This is a genomic window from Aerosakkonema sp. BLCC-F183, assembly GCF_041929145.1.
GTDB lineage: Bacteria > Cyanobacteriota > Cyanobacteriia > Cyanobacteriales > Aerosakkonemataceae > Aerosakkonema.
The window spans coordinates 13,186-36,437 of record NZ_JBHFNU010000065.1; the positions used below are offsets into that span (position 1 = coordinate 13,186).

Consider the following 23,252-nt stretch of genomic DNA (forward strand, 5'->3'; position numbering starts at 1 on the left):
TGAGCACCGATGAAATGATTAGACAAGAACCACTGCTAAGTAATATTAAACTTTTGTGTCGGTATGCTGTGGGTTCGCAGACTAAGTGAAATTTTTTCAACGAAATTCCGGTACTTCCAGGGCTTCATGTTGCAGACTAAATGAAATTTTTCGCCGAGTGATTAAAATTTCCCTACCAAAATCGCAGACAAGCGTAAAATTTTCCGCTTTCTAGAAGCCGAAGAGCTATAAGCCTTACATTGTAAGGCTTATAGCTCTTAATCAGTTCCCTTGCCACGTTTGGCGATCGCAAGAAAAGCTACCTACAGCTGCGTTGTACTCAAGTACTGGTTTCACTTAGTCCGCACAAATTTCACTTAGTCCGCACAAATTTCATTTTGTCTGCGAACCACAATGCACTGATTCCTTTACCGCTCCACAGTTTGTCTGCGAAACGGCAAAAGTATAGATTTTGCTAGATAACATCTAGCTTTTTTAGGTAAAGTTTGCCAAAATGTCTATATATTATCTGGTGCCATAGGCGGCATAAATTGTGACGCCTTAACCCAAAAAGTGACAGGCATATAGACAATGGCTAAGAAAAAATTGGCAACATTTCGCATTGATGGTGACGAATGGGAAGCTTTTCAGCAGTGGGCAAAACGCAGCGGTACAAACGCTTCAGCTTTATTGGTTGATTACATTGAGCAATGTCTAGATAGACCACCTACCAAAATCTCAATACTCTCCCAGAATGAAATAACTAACAATATAGATGCTCGTATAGATACTATAGAGAAAAGATTAAAGGTGCTGGAAGAATCGATAGAGGAACGGATTGAGAAATTTATAAAACGACAAATGGCTAATATCCAGTCAGAAGTTGTACATCCAGAAAACGAGGTTTGAGCTTCGGTTAAATAGCTGTCTTAAAAGTTACCAGTAATACCTACTTAAGAAGTATCCAACTTAAAGATCCTGTTTGGGGTAAACCAGGTATAAAGTTTGAGTATGCCAAGGGGTTTAATATTGGTTTTATGCTCTTGTTAGCGCCAATTAGAAAGGTATACGTCAAGAGCTTGTTCCCTATTAAAACCTAAAATATCTATTTTTTGTTTCCAGAAAATTTATGAGAAAAGTAACTAATTTTTTAAGTTACAAAATTGGAACTCAAAATTAATGTATAAGTATAAAATTATACATTAATTTTATAACTACTGAGGTTTGACGACAACACGGGTTTAGGGAAAAACTTAGTGAAGTAGCTCCAGAACTGCTTGGGAAACTCGGAAAAGTTTAACTAGCTTAGACTTTATTTATAGGGATTTTTTAGGAATTAATAACCTTGGCCAAAAAATATGTGTTTCTGTACCAGCTAACAGGTTTTCATTTTGACAATAAATATCTACAGCCAATACCACAAGCGTCGTTCGAGCTTCAAGCGATATGCCTACAGCAGGCTGCGCGAACGCACTCATTTTTTGGCCGCTTAAAAAGTTATTTGTCTGATATTATACAACAAGGGAGAGTGGGTGTCAAATGTCGCTAACAAAATTAACGACTCAATTACCTCAATTAAGTGTAGTTAACCAAAGGCTGAAGGCTCTTAAAATTGGCGTAACTATTTTACAAAAAGGTAATCGATTATATTTACGAGGAACCTTGCCACCCCGCCCTGGTAGCGACAAAGGTAAACCGCATCAACAAGAAATTGCTTTGGGGATTGAAGCGACAATTGAAGGGATAAGAACTGCGGAGAAAGAAGCGCGGAAAGTGGGAGGCTTGCTGGCAGTAGGGGAGTTTGATTGGTTGCCTTATTTACGCCATCGGGTCATCGGTCAAGACAACAAAAGGATTGGGGATTGGGTGGAAGAGTTAGAAAAAGATTATTTTATGCGGCGGGCTAAAAATCCTCAATCGCTCTCGACTTGGCAAACTAATTATATGGAAGTGTTTAGTCGGTTGCCGACTGAAGAATTGCTTTCTAAAGATGTACTGATGCAGGCGATTAAAGGGACGCAACCAGATACTCGAATGCGCCAGAAAACTTGTTTTGCTTTGCGTCAGTTGGTGGAAATAGCTAATTTTGATTTTGATGCGAAAAGGTTTAGCGGAAATTATTCTCCAACGAAAGTTAGTAAGCGCTCGCTACCTAGTGATGAAGCTATAGCGATTTGGTGGTCAAAAATTTCTCATCCAGCATGGCGGTGGTGTTTTGGGATGTTGGCGACTTACGGGCTGCGACCGCATGAGGTGTTTCATCTGGACTTGAAGAATTTTCAGGAAGGGACTGGGATTGTGAGGGTGTTGGAAGGAAAGACTGGGGAAAGGAGAATTTGGCCTTTGCATCCGGAGTGGGTGGAGGCTTGGTCGCTGTTGGATGTTTTAGTACCGTCTTGTACGGGAAGAAATAATAAGGAGTTGGGACAAAGGGTGTCGCAATATTTCCGGCGGCAGGGTGTATCCTTTCGTCCTTACGATTTGCGCCATGCTTGGGCGATTCGGAGTATGGAGTATGGGTTGGAGGTATCGCTGGCGGCGTCTCAGATGGGGCATTCGGTGGCGATACATATTGAGACGTATCATGCTTGGTTGGACGAACACCACCAGCAGCAGGCGTTTGAGAGGTTACTGAATAATCCATCTCGACCTGTTGCTCCTTTTCATCATAGCGATCGGGTTTAGTAAGTAGAAGAGTCTGACAAATCAGGGTAATTTAGTCAGAATTTTTGAGTTCATTGTACAGACGTAATCTATACATTACCGACTAATACTTACTAAGCTCAAGCATTCGCACTCGCTTTCCACACACCGTAAATATCGACAAACTGCGTAATCCGAAAACGCCTCTCATCACTCGCCACCTCTTGAGAGAAAAAGGTTTGAGCGATTTCCTCCATAATTGCTTGCGATTGGCGGTGCAACTGCATTTGGGGGAGTTCTTCTTTCTCTAATGCTGCCTGGACAACTTTAAGCTGTAATTCGTAATCAGCCTGCTGTTGCTGATAAGACAGCAATTGTTCCTCATATTGCTCCAAAGCTTCTTTAGCTTTCAAAGCATCATGCCCAGGCTTAGCGGTGAGGAGTTTGTTCTCCCATTCTTCCCGGTGGCCAGATGGCCCAGTTGGTTGAGGTGGTATTTGAGGTATTGGTTCTGGTTCGGTTGCTACTGCCCAAAATAATGGAGTTGAATGGAAAGTTTCGCGGATCGCTTTCTGGTATAACAGTGCTGTGCCACCACCGATAATTAACTCATCCACATTACCTACTAGGGGTTTGGCCCAGGCAGCAATTTGCTGCCAGCGATTTTTTTGAGCAGAAGCGATCGCTTTTACCAAACGAGTCAGTTCGGCTCGCTTACTTTTCCCGCAAGTCATCGCTAATGCTTGAATATGGGGGTTATTTGGTGAAATGTCATCAATGGCTTTGTAAATTGCCTCGGTGAGGGCAGCAGCACTTTGCCCTAAACTGGAATCAATTACAGTTTGAATTATCTGGTAAAAGCCCAGGTTGTTGGTGTAGCCGCTGGGAGTGCTGCGATCGTACAGCAAGATGCTAGTGTTTCGATGTCCCAACATCAGAGCGGCAATTTTGCTATTACTCAGCCAATCTTGTCGAGCGTGCTGTTGCAGATATCTCAACATAATCAAGCCAGCACCTTCTGGTTTGCAACCAAAATTAACCAGAGTGACTTCGTAATTTTCTCCTCTAAACTCGAAATTAGACAGCGCCTTTTTCAAATCAGCCTGAAAATTATTACCGGCATCTTTGACAAACTGATATTCGGGAAAGGGAAGCAATAAAGTTAGTTCGACTGCAAACTTTGTTGGTAACTCATATTTTTGCTTAATGATACCCACAACTGCCAGCAGTTTAGGAATAGCAGTATTCTGCTTTGGCTGTTTAAGTTCAGTAGAGCTAGTGGCATCGGTAGCGTAATGTTGGGCCAGCCTACCTACTGTATAATAGCATCTACCCAGCCGAACAATAGCATCAGCTTCAGGAGATATGTTCAACATCTCCACAGTCCGGTTTGATACCAACCAATCATCGAGTTTGATTACTCGTGAAGGCATGATGATTGGTAGTGGTGATTTCTTGGGTATCTCGGCCAAAATTTTGAGCGTGCTTCCACCTAAGTCAGCCCAAATTTTAACTGTCAGTTCTTCCATAACTTTAGAAAAAGAGTTGTTTTAAAACAAGTCAGCGGCTTTTTTGGGAACTGCCGAAATTTGTCTGTGTGAGCCAGAAATTGGATCGTCCGGTGCTGCTGTATCTAGGGAAAGCTTAGTCACTTGAGATTTTGGGGAAGCAGCTTTTTGCGGGACTTCGATGTGGGCGGTTATTACCGTTTCTTGTTCGAGGACTACTCGCCTGATTAAATTAATTTGTTTTTCGAGTTCTCCAATTGCTTCAAAGCAAGCCAGTGACAGTGCTTCACCTTCTACCCCTTGCGCTGCTAAACCGAACGGCAACCAATGAGCCAGCATCGTCTGCACGAAGAGATCTCTGGCTGCTTTTGATGAAGGATGATTTTTCATGTAGGAAAGAGCTATTCCTTCCCTTGTCGTTGCAGCGAATCGCAATCTCATATCGTAGATTACCAAGTCGGATTTTTTAGGCATAATTACTTAGACAAGTTAGGGGGCAAATAAGGAGATTTAAGCCCGCTTTCAGTACATTTTGTCCGGTATAAATGTACTGACTTTTTGACAGTACGCCCAAAATTGGAGCTTTCCTATCTCCCGATCTACTCCATTTATGCCGTTAAAAATGTACTGAAAACCTCTGCCAAAAGCTACGACCCGTCAGAGATAGAAACTGTTACCGGAGTAAGGTTAAGCGTATTTCTTTGGTAGCAGCAAGCTAAGTCGATATTTAAATTTCTTTTCCTATCCCTTGATAGAAGAAGATGGCCCAAATTAGGCGGCACGATCGGAAATTATGCAGATTTAGTTCCCGCTCATGCAAGCAAAGAAACGTACCGAATATATTGCAATACTGCTCACGCAAGAGGAGAAACTGGCATGGCAACATAAAGCTGACTCTCATAACATGACTCTCTCTGCTTACATTCGTCACTGTGTTGAGCGTCGAACCTCTTCTACGCCCATCCCAGAAATCAACCGACTAACTTACCACCAACTAAGTAAAATCGCAGTCAGCTTATCCCATGCGACGAAGCGAATGAATGCTGCTAAAAGTACTGGAGAAAACTTACCATCTCTTGATGAGGTGGCGCGAACTACTACAGATACTCTACAAGTTGTCCGCTACGTTCAATGCCAACTGTTGGGTTTGGTACCGGAGGAAGAAATACCATGATCGGTAAAGCTACTAAAGGTGCTGACTTCAGGGGATTGTTACGCTACATCTTTAGCAAAGAACGATCGCAACTGTTAGGCGGCAACTTGGGACAGCAGAGTATTTTGGGGATGCAGCAGGAATTTGAAGCGATCGCGCAGCTCAATCATCGCGTCCGTTATCCTGTCTTACATCTGTCACTGTCTCCTCACCCAGACGATCGACTTTCTGACGATCGCGCATTTGATTTAATTGACAATATGGTTAACCGTTGCGGGTATGGGGATTGTCAGTGGGTCGCCGCCCGTCACGATGATACGATTACACCTGTTGGGAAACCGCGCCCTCATTACCATGTCATCATTAATCGAGTACGCTTAACTGATTGTCGGGTAGTGTCAGCTTGGAAAGATTGGCAGCGGTACGAAATAGTGCTGCAAGAATTGCGAGAAGAATATAGCCTGACTGGGGTTATTGATAGCAGAGATTCTCCCAGGAGAGAATTAACAACAGCACAAGTGCGAAGAACTAGGTACTCACAACAAGAATTGGATGATGCTCACTATTTTAGGAAAATAGATTCTGCTGTTGGTGTGCGAGTGCAACTTCAGAATGCGATCGACTCTGCAATTACAATAGCTCAAGAGGTGACAAGTCTCAGTAAAACGCTTTCCACTGCTGGCGTTACTACTGTGGTTACTTCGCGGGGCGTCAAGTTTGAAAAAGATGGTGTGTGGTTTGCTGGTTATCAGCTGGGGAAAGCTTATACTTTGAAAAACTTGGAGCGGCGTTTGTCCCAACAGAATTTTGTCAGAGCGATCGCTCCCATTATCGCAGCTTGTCTAGCCAACCAAACACGATTGGTAGGTAAACACCATACCGCTTATTGGGAAGACGACCAATTGGTGTTGATCGATCGCCAACGTTCTACGATTAAGATGAGGGCTGTCAATAGCGATGGGTACTGGACATCTGTAGGACTTCCTAAGCTGACTGATAGCGATGTCCGGCACTTTTTGGAAATTGATTCCAGACGTAGACACGTAGCCCAAGAAGCTAAAAAGCAGCGCCAGAAGGAACAAACTGAGGTAGAGTTTTGAAGCCCAATACCGTAACCCAGCCATCATTATAGATGTTGGCATGACCTGTGTAGTGCTGCAATCGCCTTTGATATTGACTTTACAGCCTTTTTCATCGGAGTGAGGTACACAGATCCCTGACAACTCCTGCGAAGTAGGGGATCTGGGGTGTACTTCATACGACTGCAAGCCGGTGTATTGAGCTGTTGTTGACTTTTAATAAAACATTTGTACTACTTTTTCTGAGAAAGCATTTATACTGTAGAACGAAGGCTCATACTTGCGATCGCTATGCCATTTCCTCTTCCCCAGCAGGTTCTTAGCCGACTGGCTGTTGGATTAATAGAAACTCGAAGACAGGTTGTTGAAGGCACAGCCAATCCTATCACTATGCCACATCCTCAACTAAAAGTAGGATTGGAGCAACTGTGTGCTTTATGCATTAGCCAAGGTGTTAGACCTCCCAGTCACCATCAGGAATATGTGCAATGGCTGCATAAACCAGTAGAAGATTGGCCTGTTCTTGGGTCTACAATGCCTTCTGGCAAACTGTTCGGCAGCCTTCTATTCTCTGGAATACCTACTGACTTTGCCTATGATCTCGCAGCTAGGGTGTCGGGTGAGGACACTGAAACGGAGATTCAAGATCTGCCCTTTAAGGATGTGCTTAACTATTGCAAAGCAGAGCGGAGGGAGGAAGAATACACGGGGGCTCGACTGTTTATTGTTGAGCATCCTTATCTTATAGAAGGGAAGCAGCTTATCTACGACCATATGGAATGGGAGTCAACACTCTGCGAGCTACTGTCTAGTTGTTATGAATTTGTTCCTCCGGCAGCTAGAATCCTCAGAGAAGGTCGAGAGTGGATGGCATTGTGTCCTAGATGTGGATGGCCTTTGGAGTGGATTGGTAGACATCGGGAATACGCCACTTGTTACAGCGACCTCTGCTCCCGTCTATTTCCCAGGCTTCAAATTGATTGCCAGTGGGTTCCCTATAGACCTGGAACTTTGCGAACAACTCCTGGTATTCAAAAGTCTATTGTTGCCCCAGAGCGAAGTCTACTAGCTCTGAAGCAGCAGCTTGATGAAATGGGTGCCAAAACAATTCTTTGGTGTGGTGTAGACAACTATGACTTGTGGGCAGAGTTACCCAATGGTCGTCGCTTAGCTATTGACCTAAAGGACTACTCGAACCCAGCAGATTTAGCTTTGGCTCTCAAGGCGTTCAAGAATTACCCAGAATGGGATGAGGCTTATTACGTAATTCCTGACTATCGTTACAATCCTCAGTATATGCAACGGTTTCAAGCTGTTTGGAAGCAGCGCCAGAACCAAGATGCTTCTCTCAAAAAGATTCAAATTAAATCTGTTCGTCATCTTGTGCAGCACATTAAAAAGAAGCATTCATAATCCCTTTTAAATTCAAACTGCATTAGATAAACCTCTGAATGCTAACAGCTTGCAATCCTCACAAATGTCTCAGATATGCGTAACTGGTCAGACTGGTCAAAACCCCTTATCGAAGAACTTCACGCACTGCTGGTGGATACTTCCATCGCTCTTGATAAATCGGGATGTAAGAAGTTATTTGAAGTTGAACTTGTTATTGCTTTGCATGAACTAATTGCTGCTAATAGTTCTACTTTCCAGTCGGCTCCGTTTCCATTAGCAGATACTTGGTCTTTATTGACAGGTTATGTAACCCCCGAGCTTAATGACGACCCTAAATTTATCCAGTCGGCCCTAATAGTTCGTTGCCGCTGTAACTATATTCGTACTCGTACTGCTTGGAACCATATCCTTGATTGGTACAAAACCCTACCTGAAGTTGTACGAGGATATAAGCTTTTCCCTGATGGCAGCTACACTCGAATCAGCAGTCCTTATGTGCCTCAACGCACTTCAGTAATTGGTGATGCTCTCCACCGCATCCCCGATCGTAAAGAACCTACCGTTCGGCTCGCTAAGGCTGGTAAGGAGTATTTCTTTCACAATGGTAGTGAATATGTCAGTGTAACAATTCCTGACGAAGCGATCGCTGGAATGAAAACAATTCTTGCTCAATCTCCAGCAATTGAGACTCCTCGCGCCAGAAATACCGCTGTTCCTCCTAATACCATCGAAGTCGATCTCGACAGTCTAGCTAACACCGTTCAATACCTTCATCAGCAATTTCCAGAGCAAAACTGGCTAGAAAGGTTTGACAATCTGAAAAATAGTTTCCGCTTGCTTTCTCCTAATTCTACTGGTAATCCTTCTATTATCGAAATCAATCGGCTGTTTCATCTACTTGGCCCAACAGGATCTGGTAAGAGTACATTTCTAACACTGCTAATCACTAATTTATGTCAGCAAGATCGGACTTTCCGTATTGCTGTAATTGCTAACACTGTTACAGATGCTTTGGATTTGTGCAGCGAACTCATTCAAATAGGGATCTCTGCTGCTCCCATCTTGGGCAAAGACCGAGAGAGCCATCAAAGCCAATACGGAATGGCACATCGGCAACAGCTCGCTCCTGGTATTTTATTCGATCCAAATAGTCCAGAAATTGATCAGCCTGCTCTCAAATGGCTTACAGGTGTATGCCCTCTAGCAACTTATAGTAGTGGTGATATTCCACCGGGTCATGAACCCTGTCGCCGACTCATAACTTCAAAAAACTTTCAACGAATTCAAAAGGATTATCGAACAACTCCTAGCTACTATAGCTGCCCACTAATGCCTATCTGTCCGGTTCATCAGTCTAGCCGCGATCTGATCGCTGCTCAAGTCTGGGTTGCCACGCCCGCTTCTCTTCTCTTCACCACCATGCCAACCAGCTTGGTACAGACACGAATGTACGCACTTGAAGCAATTTACCACTGGTGTCATTTAGTTATTGTTGATGAAGTAGATCGGGTGCAATTGAGTATTGAAGAGCATTTTACTCCCACCAACGATCTATGTGGTACTCCCAAGTCTTTAATTGACTCCATTAATCTTCAACTCGCCGAACTCTCTTACCGAAGTGGAAAAATGAGTTTGGCTGATAAACGCTTTCGTGAGCTTAATTTTACAACCAAAGAAGCTAATCGATTATGCGAGCAGTTATTTTCCTTAATTTTGGATTATCCTCATCTAAAAAATTGGGCTAATAAACCTATTTATAGTACGGTTGCCTACGATCGTATTCTGTCTGAGCTAAAAAACTTTTATCCTCAGATTCCCCAAGAACAACTACAGCAACACCTTGTTTTTCTTAAAGACATTTTTAAAAAGTTTCACCGTGAGTTCCCTTCTGCTGGTACATCTTTAAGCCCAGCTACTCAACTTGAGCAGATTGTTTGTCACGTTTTGAATCAGGGAGAACGTTTAATATTAGCCCTACAAAATTGGATTGAGCCTTTTCTACCTTCTCCTCTCCCTGCAACAGAATCAGCCAGAATTTTTTTGGAAAAGTTAGCATTTGCTGTTATTTTGACTGGAGTTGATAAGCTGGTAAACGATATCACTCGCTACTGGATCAATAATGCTCCTGAACTTAAGCCGGAACAAGCATTTGCTAACAATGCTCCTGAAGAATTTACTGATATTGGTATAGAATCCCCTTTAGGAAATATACTAGGATATCAATTTATTGAGCAACCAGCTATTAGCACTAATCAGCCCGTTCAGGGTACATTGCGACATCTTAATTGCTTAAATTTAGGGCGCTTCCTGCTACTGGGTTTCCCCTACCTATATTTGCCTTTAACCGGACAATATGGCCCACATACATTGTTAACTAGCGCTACTTCCTGGGCACCAGAGTCCCCATCATTTCACATTAATATTGCCCCTCATGCAGTTTTAGTACCATCTCAGAAACGTCAAGATGCGATCCGAAACAGCCACTTTAGCGTGTTGACTGTACCCGACGTTCAGGGCAATAAAATTCATGTTAGTGGTTCTGGCATTGGTTCTAACCGATATGAAGCTCTCACTAACCTAATTCGCTATTTGGCTTTGGATAGAAACAACCAACGCTCTCACCTGGAGAATGAGCTGGCTCACTGGAAAGAGGCTGGTAGAGCCAGAGGTATTTTGCTTTTAACAGGTAGCTATGCCGAAGCCCGCTATATCAGTGATTTTTTACAAAGTTTTCATCAGTGGAAGGGGCGAATCAAGTGCTTGCAGAGCGATCGCTCTACGGCTGAGGAAGAATGGCTGTTATCTCGCTCCTTAGTTGAAGAACTGCCCTACCATAATGTTGATATACTTGCGTCCCCTTTGTCTTCGATTCAACGAGCATACAACATTCTCGATCCGGTAACCAAAACAGCGTTTCTGGGTAGCATCTACTTCCTGGTTCGTCCCTATCCTAATCCTACCGATGTCAGCCGACATCTCAAAGCTATCAATAAATGGGCAATTGAAAACTACCTGAGTCCTAATGCAGTTAGACCGTTGCTTGATGGAGGTAATGCTCCTACTGCGATCGGGCAACTTCGGAAAACAGCCCGTGCCTTATGGTACAAGGCACTCCAAACCAGTGGCTTCGAGTCCGCTGCTCTTAACCCACAACAGTGGCAGCAAATTTGTTGGGATCAAATTGTTGCTTTGACTCAGGTGTTAGGACGAGCCTGCCGTGGAGATGTGGAAATGCACGTCTTCTTCTGCGATGCTGCCTTCTACCCGGAAAGTCCCGAACGTAATTTATTGATGGGTTGGAGAGATATTTTAGCTCCTTATTTCCAAGTGGAATCGGGCTTACCAGAATTAGACCGGGAACTTGCCTCCATTCTCTACGGAGCTGTCTACGATCAACTTACTCGTATGCTTAATTGAGGCAATTATGTATAATAAGCAACTTAGCCAAGACCATCAAGACAATTCATCTAGTCAGCAGCAACAAGAAAAATATCCTCCAGTTAACGAACTGCAAGCACTAGGGTGGATAATTGACGGTGCTGACTTGAGTATTTTTGGTAATATTTATACCTTAGAGTTACCTCCGTCTTGGGTTGACTTGCTCAATCCACTGGCACATATTGACGAAACTCCTCCGATTAGAAGTCTCTATGCTGCAATCAAAGGCTGTGCCCCTAATATTACTTATATTTTTCCGGGGTCTTTTAGGAGAGAGCCAAATCAACGTCCCCCATACTGGCTAGCAGCAACTGACCGTAATGGTCTAATTTCTATCTCTCAACTGGGTAGATTAATCCGTACTTGGCTCAGAGAAAATTACGAACATCCAGTTGCCCAAAAGCTTGCCAAGGATATGCAACCAGCATTGGATAGTCTTAAATGGCAACCTCTTGACCTCAACAGCGCTCCTATTAATATCTTGCAATCCCTACTACCGCATCTGGTAGCCCGTTGGCTCACGACTCAAAAATTTCGGCTAGGTTTGCATGACAGCAAGGGACATGAATCCTTATGGAATTTGGTCTATGTTGCTGACCCCGATACTAACGAAGCTACGTTGGTCACTTGGCATCCAGATGATTTTAAGCACCCTAAGTATGCTTGGCAGGGCAAGGTTAGCTTCTATATTCGACTTAGATTAGCGCCCTCGGATGGCAAAACGCCCAATCTCCTACTGATGAAAGCTGGAGTTCGTCGGTATCTTACCCGTCCTCTAGTGGAGTGGGATATAACTAAAAATTGTCACAAAATTCGTTTTCCCAAGGGGCAGCGTAGTAGTGCTTACCTGGCTGTGACTGAAGTAGATTGGATGAAAGAAGAACCTTTGGTAGCAGCAACCACTCCCGACACTACACTGGTCAAGCTCAAACTAGCTCGGCACGATGATTTGCATTGGGAGGGACGGCTGGGTAAAATTTTATCCAACTTTACCAGTATTGAGATTCCTGAACCTCAAGCATTCTTGCAAGCTCCTCTGTCATCTGCCCCTCAACTACTAATCGTTTATCGTAATACCTTCGGTTCCTATGCAGTGAAAGCTGGGATTGAAGCGGCTGACCGCTATGAATTGTTTAAGCGGATCTCGAGGATGATGCCTGTCGGTATCAAAGAGGCTCCCATTATCGATCGTATAGATATCAAACGCCAGTCTAAGAAGCGGTTAACATCTAGAACTCGTCCTCTCGTTATCCCACCTAGTACATCTTCATCAACGTATCACATTCAGATTGCTTGCACTCAGAAAGAAATTTTTGTGAATGCTTTACGGGAAATTTTGAGTAGCAAAAAAACGAAAGGGAAGCTCACTCAAGTTGATGAACGCTCTTGGGATTTTACCAATCAACTTGGACAATGCTACCGAGTCAACATTTCTTTAGACTCTTTACCAGAGGAACACATTGCTTCTTTATATCTACAGAATAAGTACAGTAAAGGTATAGCTGCTGCTGCTAACCAAAGTCGTGCCAGTCGGATTGAAGCCGATCTCAAGAAGTCATCTCCTTTGACTAATACTAAGCACGGCATTATTGTCGAATTGTTGGACTACCGTAAAGTTAAAAGTAAGGAACGCCTCAAAGATCCTAAACCTGGCATTCGTTGGGGTTATGCTTACAATGGGACACTTTTACAGTTCTTCGCCCCCAACGAACAGATTACCGAAATTGGACTTCACAAAAAGTGCTTGAACACAACACTAGATTTATTACGACAACTTAATTTTCCTTTGGGAATCCCATTTTATACGGGACTCTACAACACCCAATTGCCCGATCGATTAGACATTTTAGGAATCTACATTATTCGTCTCAATGCGCGTAACTTTAAGGAAGATAATGTCAATCTTCCAATTGTAATTCTGCTCGATGGTGACTATCTATGCAGTCAGGTAGAAGTTTATTTACCTAGCGAACACGGACCTATCCGGTTACCTTACAATGAGGCATTGCTACAAATCGCTAATCTTGAGCGCCACCATTCCCTGAAGTACGATAGCGATCAGATCCTTAACTTCATAGAATGCGTTTTTCGAGACTATCCAATCAAGCGGCCTACGCTACTGATGTTTGACGATCAAAACATTCGTAAGGATTTGCCTGACTTATGTCAGACACCGGGCAACCCTACCCAAAATGACTGGCATACAAACTTACTTCCTATGAAGGGTTTGAGCCAGATAAGAGTTGCGAGGCTTCGCTACTCATCTAATAATCTAGTCAGTGATTTATGTCCTTTATCTAATTTCAACCGTTATTCTGGGCTATACCATAACCCAGATTTCAGTACTGCTGTATTCTCTATTGGACGTTCTCCCCAGTCCGCCAAACGCCCAACTGCATCCCGCAAACGCGATCGGATGACAAAACCTGGCTGGAACCAATCTGTTTTAGAAATTCAATGGCTTTGCTTGCAACCAGGTGATAACTTCGTTGACTGGTCAGTAGCTGTTCATCGTCTGCGTGAATCTTCTCCTTTCCTAGATCTAGAAATAACGACTGCTTTTCCTCAACCTCTGCATCAGGCTACGCACTTTCGAGACTACATTACACGCTTGGAAACTGAAAGCGAAGAGAACAGTGAAGATTTAGAAATAGAGTTTGACGACAATGAGGCAGAAGATGAAGTTATTTCATCTTCCATAGAGCAATTGAGACTATTTTAACCCTTGAGAAGTTTACTTTTATAGCGCTGCGTGCTGGTGTAGTTACAACTTACAATACGCTCAGCACAGCTTAAAGGAGATGCACGTTATGGCGATCGCGTAAGCGTGAAGATCTACGTGTACGCGCTCTTGATCTGATCGGGAGTGGAGTATCAATCAGTAAAGTAAGCCGGATACTGAAAATTAGCTGTCCAACACTCTATAGGCTAGGTGTGTCAACAAGTGCTACTTGGACTTAAATATTTATTTGCTAAATTTGACTATCTTCCAGTTAATCGTTTGTACTCAGCCCTAGCTTTTCTCCAAGCTCTTGACCCCATCTTTTCAACACCTTTAATATCGCGCCAAACAGATGGTAAAATCACCGAAAGGGCAAATTTCCCACTAGCCCAAAATTCGTGAATCTGCTCAAGCCTGCTAGCATCGTCAACTACTGATTTCCCAATATTATCTGCTTGACTATCCGCTCCAATAGCGTCAGATACAGCAGGGTCTATTGGGGCGTAATCAGGTATCGGCGAACTGCTGAAAGCCTTGTGGGGATTACTATCCATTCCAGTATCCGCCTCACTATCCACTCTCGTGCTATCCGTTCCACTATCCACTGGTCGGATACTCGAACCGTTCAAATACACTCCTCGATTTCTCCCATTATTCCTCAAACCTGGAACTAACTTAATAGTCAGAGGTAACTGTTTAATTGGCTGCAAGTTAAGCGGCGGATTTCCATCTTTAACTTCCGGGTATTCATGGTGAGTCGGATGGCGCATCTTCTTATCACCAATTGCCCCAGTAGCCAAACAAATATAACGGTTATCCATGACCTCACAAGCCCACTGATAAAGGTCTTTCCTCTTACTATCAGCCATCTGCTTGTTATTGGTTTGAACGTAATGACGCGCTGCATCGTTAAACAAAAGAGAGACAAAGCAATTGCGGTAAAATCCATCAATTCCCAGCGCTTTCACATTAAAAGAATGATTCATCCCAATAAAATTTATGTATTTCTTTCGACCGCCAGTACCAAAAGCACGATAAGTGTTGATGATAAACTCAACAGCCTCTTTCCCCTTCCCCCTTTTCTCCTCATCCAAAATTGCCTTAATCTCATCTAAAGTTTCAGCAATTTCATCAAAGAATATAATCAACCGATTAACCTTTGTGCCTGGTTTCCGACTGTTGTATTCTTCCCTCAGCAATTTGAATTGTTCGTAGATAGCAATGGGTTCATCGATGACTAAAACCCCAGCATCATCCCAGTTTTTTGAGTGATGCTTATCCAGGGCAATCATCATAGCACCGTGAGGGTCGATTAAATCATTTATAGCCTTTTCAGTTAGTTCCTGCTCGATAATACTTTGAGCTACATACAAACCCCCGGTTGTTTTAGCCGAACCCGGTTCACCTATTAAAAAGTAACCTAAGTTTTTCCCAACGGTAGCCTCAACCCTTATTAAAGACTTTTCAAAAGCCTTCCGTTGGGCTGCTACTTTTTTTCTTTTTCAGCCAATGACTCACCCTTGGGATTGTAAATAATGCGGATGGCGGCATCTTTATGCTCAATTGAGATACTGCCTGAATTGTTAAATAAGCCCTCAATCTGAGAGATAAACTTATCCTTTTCCTTAGAATGACAAACTGGATAGTAGAATTTCGGGTCTTTGGGATAGAGCAAGAATATTTCTCGCTCCAAGTCGCACATGGGTTCCTCTCTATTACAATCTAACACTATCCCTTCTCTCCAAAAAACGCGCTGAATCAGCTTACACCGTTGGTCAATACTTCTCTCACCCTTGGGTGGAATGGGATAATTAGCCTCATATAATTGCTGTTCGAGTCTTTGAATTTTTTGCTCCCTGAGAGCGATTTGGCTTTCTAAACCAGATTTCATCATATCAAACTGATTTTCAAAATCAGCTTTCATCAATTCAGCCTGTTTTTTGAAGTTTTCAGTAGCCTTAGCTATTTTGGCATCAGCAATAGCAGAAACGTCTTTTTCCCTTTGGGATACAATATCCTCTCTCTGCTTTAAATTCTCTTCCCGTTTTCGGCAACGTTCCTCAAATAATCTCAACCGTTCAGTAAATTCAGCATCTCTCCGGCGGCATTGCTCCTCATATTGGTCAACACGCTGACGATGAAAACGCAATTGTTCCATTGCCTCATCTATCATCCGCTGCTGCTCTTTCAATTGGTTATCTCTCCAGCCCCGTTTTTCTTCTTCCAAACGCTTTTTTTCCTGCTCGAGTTTAGATGGAGTTGTCATGTCAGATAGCAGTTTGAACCCAGCAATGGTTCCACTTAATACGATAAATGGGCGTAGAGTTTTTAGCCAAGGTTGCTGGTAGTAAATACTGCCCATTGTTACCAAACCAGCAGCAAAAAAGCCAATCAATACTCCTTTCTTTTGCGTTGTTGATAGCGGTGGGTTTTCCCACACAATTTCCAGTTCCGGCATTTCTGGAAACTTGAGCCAGCCTTTTTCTTTAGGTTTTTCGATTAGAGCCATGTACCGATTAATCCTCCAATTACAAGAGCTAAAGCACAGAATTGGCAATGCTTTTCCCATTCTTCTCTTGCTGCCCAATAGCAGAAAGTTGAGATAGCCACAATCATGGCGAGAGCTAATACAATCCCTCCCCAAAGTTCATCAAGAGGTGTAATAGCTTTAAGGATAATAGATGAATAAAATGCTCCTAATCCTGCAAAGCATAAAAATTGTAGTGGACGGTAAAAAAAAGGTAAGCGAGGTTTTTCAAACATTTAGCAGCGTTCCTTTCAGGGTAAATAGGCTGAACTTCCACCTCCGCCATAGAGCATCACCCGCTCATGGCGCACGTCTTCAAATAAGTTTTCGATATTGATAGTTTTAAGTTGGAGTTGGGCAGCGTATTCTTGCTGCTGTAATACTCTAGAAGCTTCATCAAAACCGAGCTTATCTTGCATACTTCCTAGCTTCACAGTATCAAGTGCATTAGTAATTTCAGCTTGCTGAATTTTGATATTGTCATTTTGTAATCCCATTTGTTCGATCTGTAGTTTAGCTTCGGCTCGTTCTAGCTTCACAAAATCCTGCCGCAATCCCACCTGTTCAATTTGTAGTTGCAGTTCTAGCCGTTGAGTCTTCACATCGTCAATGGCTTCTTTAAGTTGATTTTGAATCATTTTCGCCACGTCATTTTCTCCGGTAAATTTTTGTTTTAACAAGTCAGAAGACAGAAGGTGCTAAGTATCAAAAAGTAATTCGTTGGCAATCGGTAATAGGGTAATTGTTTAGAAGATGAGTTACCAATTGCCAATAACCAAGAACGGCTTGAATTAAGTTGCTACTCCAGATAGCGAGTTACGCATTCTTTAAACGCTTGTTTTTTAGATTTCTCAAGCGCTAGTTCTGTCTTAGTTTTCGCTAATTCAGCCGCTACAGATTCATTGTGCCAGTCAAAAATTTTAGCGGTAATGAATCCCCCTAATATTAGGCAAATAATTGCCAGTAAAATAATTGCGGGATTGTTCAAGTTGCTATATGAAGAAGGTGCTGGCTGACTTGATGCCCCATACTGTTCGCGATAATAAAGTTCGCGGGATGCTAAAAAGCCGTTAGCATCTGTTGATATGGGAATATTCAGCGTATCGGGAGTTGACTGTTTGTATTTGTCTAAGTTCATTGTTCCTATCTCAAGTAAGTTTTTGGTTTCACTCCTCTAGCTGTTAACAACTAAGGAGTAGCAGTCCTTATTTCTGGTTGCTGTGGAGAGTTGTATCAAGCATTGCTGCTAGCCTCCATAGCGTAAGTAGGTGATGAGTGCTTCGCACAAAGCCAGAAGGTTGCGATCGCTCAACCCCTCAAGTAACTCCAAACAGTAGCGGCTATCCTCTCCAACCTCGTTATGCAACTCAAAATCACGCAGACAGCTATCCAAGGTGTAGCGATCGCTTGGTACTCTTTCTCGATAGCTCAAAGTACCGCTGATGACAGTGAGTAAATACCATTTATCTTGTCGAGGTAATTTCTCAAGATTTGCACCATATCGGGCTTCTAAACGCTCCCGAACCTCGTTGTGGGTGACGTAATCACTTAGAGGATTCATTGCTGTTCCTCCCTAGCTGTTGCAGCAGTGAGATTACGTCCTCCAGCTAGCGATTTAGCTGGTAATTTTGTCATAATTAAAAATCTCCTAAATTTTTACTGGGAGCGAGTGCCAAATCAATTCAAAATTCAAAATGCAGAATTCAAAATCCAATCTATTGAATTTTTAATTGGACATTTTGAATGCAAAAAAGCTTACGGTAAATTCGAGCGTTCTTGGAATGTTTGACGGATATGAACTGTTACCTGGAAACTTATAATCACCACAAAAGCCAAACCGACAGTAATTCCTAACAACATTAATGGTGTTAGCTTAAGTAAAATTTTTTCACCTTTGGTTGGCTTTTTGGCATTAAGATCACTGGCCGATTCTAAGGCTGTAGATGGCGGTGTTATTCCTCTTCTTTTTCCCCAGCAGCTTGATGCTCTGGCGATTTGTTTGAGTTGGAGTCGTCGGCGCGATCGGGCAAATATCCCTCGTAACCTTTCGCGCTCTGCATCTGAAAAAAAGTAGCTTGCTCCAACACATTTTCTAGTTGGTCAATCCAGAGAGAGTTGTTAGATTGTTGAGTTGTAACGCCGTAATAAAACTCACGGCTTTTTTCAACAATCGGGTCATTTTGGACTTGCTCGGTAGCTCTCAATGCACCACGCAATACCCAAAAAAGAGATTCATCTTTAACGGCAGCTTGATGAGCGCTAGAACTAACAGCTTCCATTCCCATACGATCGCGTGCAACTGCTGCCATTTCTGCGGCAGCAGCAGCTTTTTGGGATAGCTGCTCTAATTGCAGTTCGGTGTTAGATTTAGCGTGTCCGTTGCCGTTACTTTCAGCCTGGAAGCTGAGTCGTTTGGCAAGTTCTAGCCGTGCCTGTTTGATGGCTTGGGCATAGTTTTTGGTTTGCTGCCAGTAAGGAACAGCCAAACATAGTAATTCGGTATCGGCATCTGGCAATGATTCTGAGGAAGTACCTGGGAGCGGGCGTTCTGCTACTTTGAGAAGTTCTTTCAACGGGGTAAGAGCAGGAAGTTTGAATTGTTCTTTGAGGTTTTTAAGTGTGGCCATAAAGTTAGAATTTGGGTGAAAGGAGTCAGTTGTCTTGTGGAGTTAGTATGGGTTTTAAGCTTGGTTTTGTCGGTAGAGACATCCAGTAGACCAATTCAAAATTCAAAATGCAAAATTCAAAATGAAGAAATGCAATGGTGGCAAGCAATTTGGCTATTGACGTTTAAAAGCCAGCTTAGGAGTGGCTATTGTTGTGGTTGATTGTTTGGTTAACAGGGTCTCATGCCTAACATCAGCGTTTGCCAGTCCCAAGAGGGTGTTTCGTCTTCACCGGGGGATTGAGTTAGGGTGTTTGCGATCGCATAGGCGAGTTTCTTCATTTCTTCGATCGCCTCAAAGGTTTGTTGCTGTTGAGCGGTTAGGCGTGCTATTGCTGCGGTTATTTCCGTTGATTTGGCACACTGGGGACAGCAAAAGGGGCAGGCTTTCCCTCGGACTTTGGGTTCCCCTCTCCCCCAGTGAGATATAAAAGCGTGCTTCCGGTCAAGGCTGCTACAGCTGCACCGTTGCCAGCAGACAGTGCTTTGGCAACATCTGCCAGCTTTTCATCTAAATGTTTATATCCATTAACCTCACCTCGTTGCTGACCGGGGCGATGGTTGAGGGATTCCTGTAAAAATGCTCGTGCTTTTTGCACTCGTTCTGATTCCTGTACTTGAGGTGAACTGCGGGCGGCTGCGGCTAAATAGTTGGTCATCTCTTCGAGACGAATTGCTTTCTCGATAGCGGCTGGGACTACCATTTGGAGTTCCCGCTGTTCTTCAGTTAGGGCTGCTGCTTGAGTTGCTTGCCATGCTGCCTGTTCTGCCTGAGATTGCTGCGGTTCGCGAGGTTCTGCCTTGTCCAAAACTTCTGCGATCGCTTCGTCTTCGCCTATTGGTTGTGTTTGGGTTAAACGAACGACTTCCGTAATTTGGGCGATCGCCTCTTGGGAATCGATCGTTAGTCCCAGCTTGATACCTAATTTCTTGGCAATGCGTTCAAGCGCTGCGTTGCTGGGTAGCCCCAGCTTTTTTCTGAGGTCTGACTTTTTCATGGTTTAATTTCCTCTCTAGTTTGCTTAAAAATTCTTCCCGGCTAAATTTGAGATCGCACCACTGACGAAATTGCTCTAACAACTTGAATTGTTCTCGATTCAACTTGCTGCGGGGTGGGAACTGTCCGGTGATGGCGTTGAGGTCATCACAATCCCGCCAGATGGTTTGGCGACTGACTCCAAAAAACTTTGCTGCTTCTAGTCTTGAGATGTACTCGCGTGTTACTCGCTTTGCCATGAGTGTTACCTGCGTGCAACCGTTACCACGTAACGGCGATGTTGCCGCGACGTTTTATAAGGTTGCATCACTACTCAAAAAATAAACTCGCCTCTGGGGGCGAGTCAAGTGGTTTATTTGTACAATGTACAATTAGTCTTCGGGTTTGGGGCGCTTTCTTGGTCTGCGGATGTACAACTGTCTAGTAGGGGAGTTGTCCTGCTCGTCCTGGTAGTATCTGTCCCAGCGATGATGTATCTCTGCCAGCAATCGCTTGATTGAACCTTGTGGCGATCGCCTTCCTGCCAGCCATGAATTAACTGAATCTATACTCACGTCAAGTAGCTCAGCCATTTCCTCACGAGTAATATCCCACTCCTGTAAAAACTCAAGTGGCTCCATTTTAATAGCGTCAACCAATACAACTGCGTTCATAGCGACTTGCCTAAATAATATGTACTATGTACAATTAATTTAGCTAAAAAAGTGCTAGTACAGGCAAGTCACTACTCAAGTAAAGCACAAAGCTTGGTTCGCTAATAAAGTGAGGGAGTATGTGACTCTTGAGATGAACTCGCGTGTTACTTGCTTTGACATCAGTTCTAGTTCTACCCACGTGCAACCGTTGCCACGTAAGGGCAATGTTACAGTGAGGTTTTAAAAGGTTGCATGACTACTCAAAAAATAAACTCGCCCCCAGAGACAAGTCAAGCAATTTACCATCAAATAGGTGGTTTATCTTGGTTTTTTTTGACGCTTCAGGTACTCAAGAACAGCTTCTAGCAGTTCTGCGTCATCTCTGATACTCGATAAGGTATGGCGGATGGTATCTGCATAGGCGAGTGTTTTCTGGTACATAGCAGGCATTTTTTGAAATTCAATACCTCCACCACATCACGGATGCAACAAGGGGACTCCCGTTATATACAAAGTATTAGCGGAAGGGGAATTGTTGCCAAACTAATAAAAGCGCCGCAACTTTTTAGTTAGTTAATGTTATAATCTTAAAAATTTGTAGATAAAGATGCGATTTACTTACCAGTATAAAATTCAGCCAAATTCAGAACAGCAAGCCGTAATGTTTGAGTGGTTGGAATTGTTGCGTCGGCATCGGAACTGGGTATTAGGTAATCGTTTTGACTGGCTACATCGTACCCGTTCTCAAGTTGACCGTTGCTCTATTATTTCTGAGTCAATAGGAGAAATACCGGAATTTAAACCAACCTTTGAGAACGAGTCAGCACAACTAAAGGAAACTAAAAAGCTGTTTCCTCAGTACAAAGAAATTTACCACGAAATTCAGCAAGAGAATCTTAAACGGCTTGATAAGGTGTGGTGGCGTTGGTTGCTACCAGATAAGGATGGTAATCGAGGCGGACGTCCCAAGTTTAAGAAAAAAGGGGAATTACGCTCATTCACTTTTTCCAGGGTAAACCATCCTAAAGCTGCGTGTTTCCTTGAAGGTAATAATCTGAGAATTCCCAGGCTTAGGATAATACCAGTAATCGTGCATCGCCCTATACCACAAGGGTTTGAGGTGAAGACGGCAACAATTATTTATAAAGCAGATGGCTGGTATGTAAGTTTTAGCCTGCTTGATGATTCAGTACCAAATCCTTTACCTATAGATGCAGTTGAGAATGTTGTTGGTGTAGATGTCGGGCTAAAAGAATTCCTTACCACTTCAGATGGTCAGACTATACCAATTCAACAGCACTATCGGAAAACACAAGCACATTTAGCCCGTCAGCAACGACAGCTATCACGTAAAAAGCTTGGCTCAAATGGTTGGAAGAAACAGCAAAATAAAGTAGCCCGGATTCACCAAAGGATAGCCCGTCAACGTCAAGATTTCCACTACAAGACTGCTTATCAGTTAACGAGGAAATATGACTTAATTGCAGTAGAAGACCTCAAGGTAAAGAATCTTGCCCGTAACTCAAAACTAGCAAAATCAATTTATGATGCTGCGTGGAGTGCGTTCATTAACATCCTGGAATCAGTGGCAGTAAAATGCGGAGTTCATATTGTTAAAGTTGCGCCACATAATACATCGCAGAATTGCTCTGGTTGTGGGGTAAAGGTTCCCAAAACGTTATCAGTTCGGACTCATGAATGTCCTAGCTGTGGATTAATTCTAGACCGTGATGAAAATGCTGCGGTCAATATATTAAATAAAGCATTACAAGCGGTGGGACTCATCGTTTCTGCGGGTGGAGGTCAAGAAGTTATTCAACCTGTGAAACCTGAAGCTTGGGGTTTTAATGGAGTTCAATTAACTCTATTTTAATCTTGAGAAGCTTTCGTTATACCCGTAGGGTTAACGGTGAGAGAACGTCACTTGTTATCGATAGTTACAGGGCTAACGCCAGTGACTTTGCTCAACAAATCTATACATTTACTTCGGTATCCCCGACTCGCTTCCATTTCCTCGTCAGCTTCAAACCAGTTCCTACAGAACTCGCGTGGCTCCACAGCAATCTCGAATATACGTCTTAGCGCCTGATGTAACCTTGCGGTCTTTTTTTTGAAAAACATCTTCCCGACCTATAACCACCTATTTGATGGTAGTATAGACTTAAGAAGAAAAAAGCAAGGCCAAGTTATTTGATCGGCAGTTCAGTTCTTGTCCTGGGAAAACTCGATTGAACTGCTGATAAAGCTTTCAAAAGGCTAAAACCATGATACCAATGGCTGAGAAATAGCGATCGCCAATCCGACGCTATCTTATGTACGTTATTCAGACACTTGGCTTACAGCGGTTCCCGCTGTAGTGAGGTACACCAACTATAGTGGTAGCGACTGAAAGAAATAAGTTTGGTAATTTCTGACTGTACCTCATAGCAGCGGAAACCGCTGTAAGATCGAATTTGTCTTCTAGTAGCATTGGATAAGTCTGCGATCGTTCTTTCCACAATTCATAATTCT

At 43.2% G+C, this 23,252-nt stretch carries 22 protein-coding genes and 1 pseudogene; 9 read left to right on the forward strand and 14 right to left on the reverse strand.

Features of this window, described 5'->3' with window-relative positions; translation table 11 throughout:
• Window positions 1-570 precede the first annotated feature (570 nt).
• Together ACE1CD_RS19050 and ACE1CD_RS19055 are read left to right on the forward strand one after the other, a co-directional pair.
• Window positions 571-888 (forward strand): hypothetical protein, encoded by a 318-nt coding sequence (locus ACE1CD_RS19050; protein WP_374794783.1) that lies wholly within the window; start codon window positions 571-573, stop codon window positions 886-888.
• Between the two features lie 630 nt (window positions 889-1,518).
• Window positions 1,519-2,664: a site-specific integrase gene (locus ACE1CD_RS19055; RefSeq protein WP_374794784.1), complete on the forward strand. Its 1,146-nt coding sequence runs from the start codon at window positions 1,519-1,521 to the stop codon at window positions 2,662-2,664.
• Window positions 2,665-2,762: 98 nt separating this feature from the next.
• Here ACE1CD_RS19055 and ACE1CD_RS19060 read toward each other — a convergent pair whose 3' ends face one another.
• The gene (locus tag ACE1CD_RS19060; protein ID WP_374794785.1) at window positions 2,763-4,151 is read right to left on the reverse strand and encodes a ParM/StbA family protein; all 1,389 of its coding nucleotides are present in this window, start codon (window positions 4,149-4,151) and stop codon (window positions 2,763-2,765) included.
• Between the two features lie 21 nt (window positions 4,152-4,172).
• Window positions 4,173-4,604, reverse strand: a complete 432-nt coding sequence (locus ACE1CD_RS19065) for a hypothetical protein (protein WP_374794787.1) — start codon at window positions 4,602-4,604, stop codon at window positions 4,173-4,175.
• Window positions 4,605-4,944: 340 nt separating this feature from the next.
• On the opposite strand from ACE1CD_RS19065, the gene ACE1CD_RS19070 reads away from it, so the two are divergent.
• The 6 genes and pseudogenes from ACE1CD_RS19070 to ACE1CD_RS19095 all read left to right on the forward strand — a co-directional run.
• Window positions 4,945-5,304 (forward strand): hypothetical protein, encoded by a 360-nt coding sequence (locus ACE1CD_RS19070; RefSeq protein ID WP_374794788.1) that lies wholly within the window; start codon window positions 4,945-4,947, stop codon window positions 5,302-5,304.
• Entirely contained in the window at window positions 5,301-6,383 is a 1,083-nt protein-coding gene (locus ACE1CD_RS19075; RefSeq protein WP_374794789.1) for a relaxase/mobilization nuclease domain-containing protein, read from the forward strand. Before ACE1CD_RS19070 ends, ACE1CD_RS19075 begins: the two co-directional genes overlap by 4 nt.
• A gap of 270 nt (window positions 6,384-6,653) precedes the next feature.
• A complete protein-coding gene (locus ACE1CD_RS19080) occupies window positions 6,654-7,775 on the forward strand; it encodes a hypothetical protein (RefSeq protein WP_374794790.1) in 1,122 nt (373 codons plus the stop codon).
• 75 nt (window positions 7,776-7,850) lie between these two features.
• The gene (locus ACE1CD_RS19085; protein ID WP_374794791.1) at window positions 7,851-11,174 is read left to right on the forward strand and encodes a hypothetical protein; all 3,324 of its coding nucleotides are present in this window, start codon (window positions 7,851-7,853) and stop codon (window positions 11,172-11,174) included.
• Between the two features lie 7 nt (window positions 11,175-11,181).
• Window positions 11,182-13,917, forward strand: a complete 2,736-nt coding sequence (locus ACE1CD_RS19090) for a pPIWI_RE module domain-containing protein (protein WP_374794792.1) — start codon at window positions 11,182-11,184, stop codon at window positions 13,915-13,917.
• 119 nt (window positions 13,918-14,036) lie between these two features.
• Window positions 14,037-14,156 (forward strand): annotated as a pseudogene (locus tag ACE1CD_RS19095) (hypothetical protein); the annotation flags it as partial.
• 21 nt (window positions 14,157-14,177) lie between these two features.
• On the opposite strand, the gene ACE1CD_RS19100 reads toward ACE1CD_RS19095, so the two are convergent.
• The 11 genes from ACE1CD_RS19100 to ACE1CD_RS19150 form a co-directional block, all read right to left on the reverse strand.
• Window positions 14,178-15,290, reverse strand: coding sequence for a hypothetical protein (locus ACE1CD_RS19100; protein WP_374794793.1), 1,113 nt, complete (start codon window positions 15,288-15,290; stop codon window positions 14,178-14,180).
• 113 nt (window positions 15,291-15,403) lie between these two features.
• The gene (locus ACE1CD_RS19105) at window positions 15,404-16,426 is read right to left on the reverse strand and encodes a hypothetical protein (protein WP_374794794.1); all 1,023 of its coding nucleotides are present in this window, start codon (window positions 16,424-16,426) and stop codon (window positions 15,404-15,406) included.
• Window positions 16,417-16,680 (reverse strand): hypothetical protein, encoded by a 264-nt coding sequence (locus tag ACE1CD_RS19110; RefSeq protein WP_374794795.1) that lies wholly within the window; start codon window positions 16,678-16,680, stop codon window positions 16,417-16,419. Before ACE1CD_RS19110 ends, ACE1CD_RS19105 begins: the two co-directional genes overlap by 10 nt.
• A 15-nt stretch (window positions 16,681-16,695) precedes the next feature.
• Window positions 16,696-17,091 (reverse strand): hypothetical protein, encoded by a 396-nt coding sequence (locus ACE1CD_RS19115; RefSeq protein ID WP_374794796.1) that lies wholly within the window; start codon window positions 17,089-17,091, stop codon window positions 16,696-16,698.
• 152 nt (window positions 17,092-17,243) lie between these two features.
• Entirely contained in the window at window positions 17,244-17,582 is a 339-nt protein-coding gene (locus tag ACE1CD_RS19120; RefSeq protein ID WP_374794797.1) for a hypothetical protein, read from the reverse strand.
• Window positions 17,583-17,690: 108 nt separating this feature from the next.
• A complete protein-coding gene (locus tag ACE1CD_RS19125) occupies window positions 17,691-18,005 on the reverse strand; it encodes a hypothetical protein (RefSeq protein WP_374794798.1) in 315 nt (104 codons plus the stop codon).
• A gap of 391 nt (window positions 18,006-18,396) precedes the next feature.
• Complete coding sequence (locus ACE1CD_RS19130) at window positions 18,397-19,071, reverse strand: hypothetical protein (RefSeq protein WP_374794799.1); 675 nt, start codon at window positions 19,069-19,071, stop codon at window positions 18,397-18,399.
• A 379-nt stretch (window positions 19,072-19,450) separates the two neighbouring features.
• Window positions 19,451-20,107 (reverse strand): hypothetical protein, encoded by a 657-nt coding sequence (locus ACE1CD_RS19135; RefSeq protein ID WP_374794800.1) that lies wholly within the window; start codon window positions 20,105-20,107, stop codon window positions 19,451-19,453.
• Window positions 20,052-20,345, reverse strand: coding sequence for a hypothetical protein (locus tag ACE1CD_RS19140; RefSeq protein ID WP_374794801.1), 294 nt, complete (start codon window positions 20,343-20,345; stop codon window positions 20,052-20,054). The genes ACE1CD_RS19135 and ACE1CD_RS19140 overlap by 56 nt, the downstream gene beginning before the upstream one ends.
• A gap of 132 nt (window positions 20,346-20,477) precedes the next feature.
• Window positions 20,478-20,759, reverse strand: a complete 282-nt coding sequence (locus ACE1CD_RS19145) for a helix-turn-helix domain-containing protein (RefSeq protein WP_374794802.1) — start codon at window positions 20,757-20,759, stop codon at window positions 20,478-20,480.
• Between the two features lie 300 nt (window positions 20,760-21,059).
• Window positions 21,060-21,191 carry a hypothetical protein gene (locus ACE1CD_RS19150; protein WP_374794803.1) on the reverse strand — a complete coding sequence of 44 codons (132 nt, stop codon included), beginning with the start codon at window positions 21,189-21,191 and terminating at the stop codon, window positions 21,060-21,062.
• A gap of 157 nt (window positions 21,192-21,348) precedes the next feature.
• Between ACE1CD_RS19150 and ACE1CD_RS19155 the strand changes: the two genes are divergently transcribed.
• Window positions 21,349-22,614 carry an RNA-guided endonuclease InsQ/TnpB family protein gene (locus ACE1CD_RS19155; RefSeq protein ID WP_374794804.1) on the forward strand — a complete coding sequence of 422 codons (1,266 nt, stop codon included), beginning with the start codon at window positions 21,349-21,351 and terminating at the stop codon, window positions 22,612-22,614.
• A 463-nt stretch (window positions 22,615-23,077) separates the two neighbouring features.
• On the opposite strand, the gene ACE1CD_RS19160 is transcribed toward ACE1CD_RS19155, so the two are convergent.
• Complete coding sequence (locus ACE1CD_RS19160; RefSeq protein ID WP_374794805.1) at window positions 23,078-23,239, reverse strand: hypothetical protein; 162 nt, start codon at window positions 23,237-23,239, stop codon at window positions 23,078-23,080.
• Window positions 23,240-23,252 lie beyond the last annotated feature (13 nt).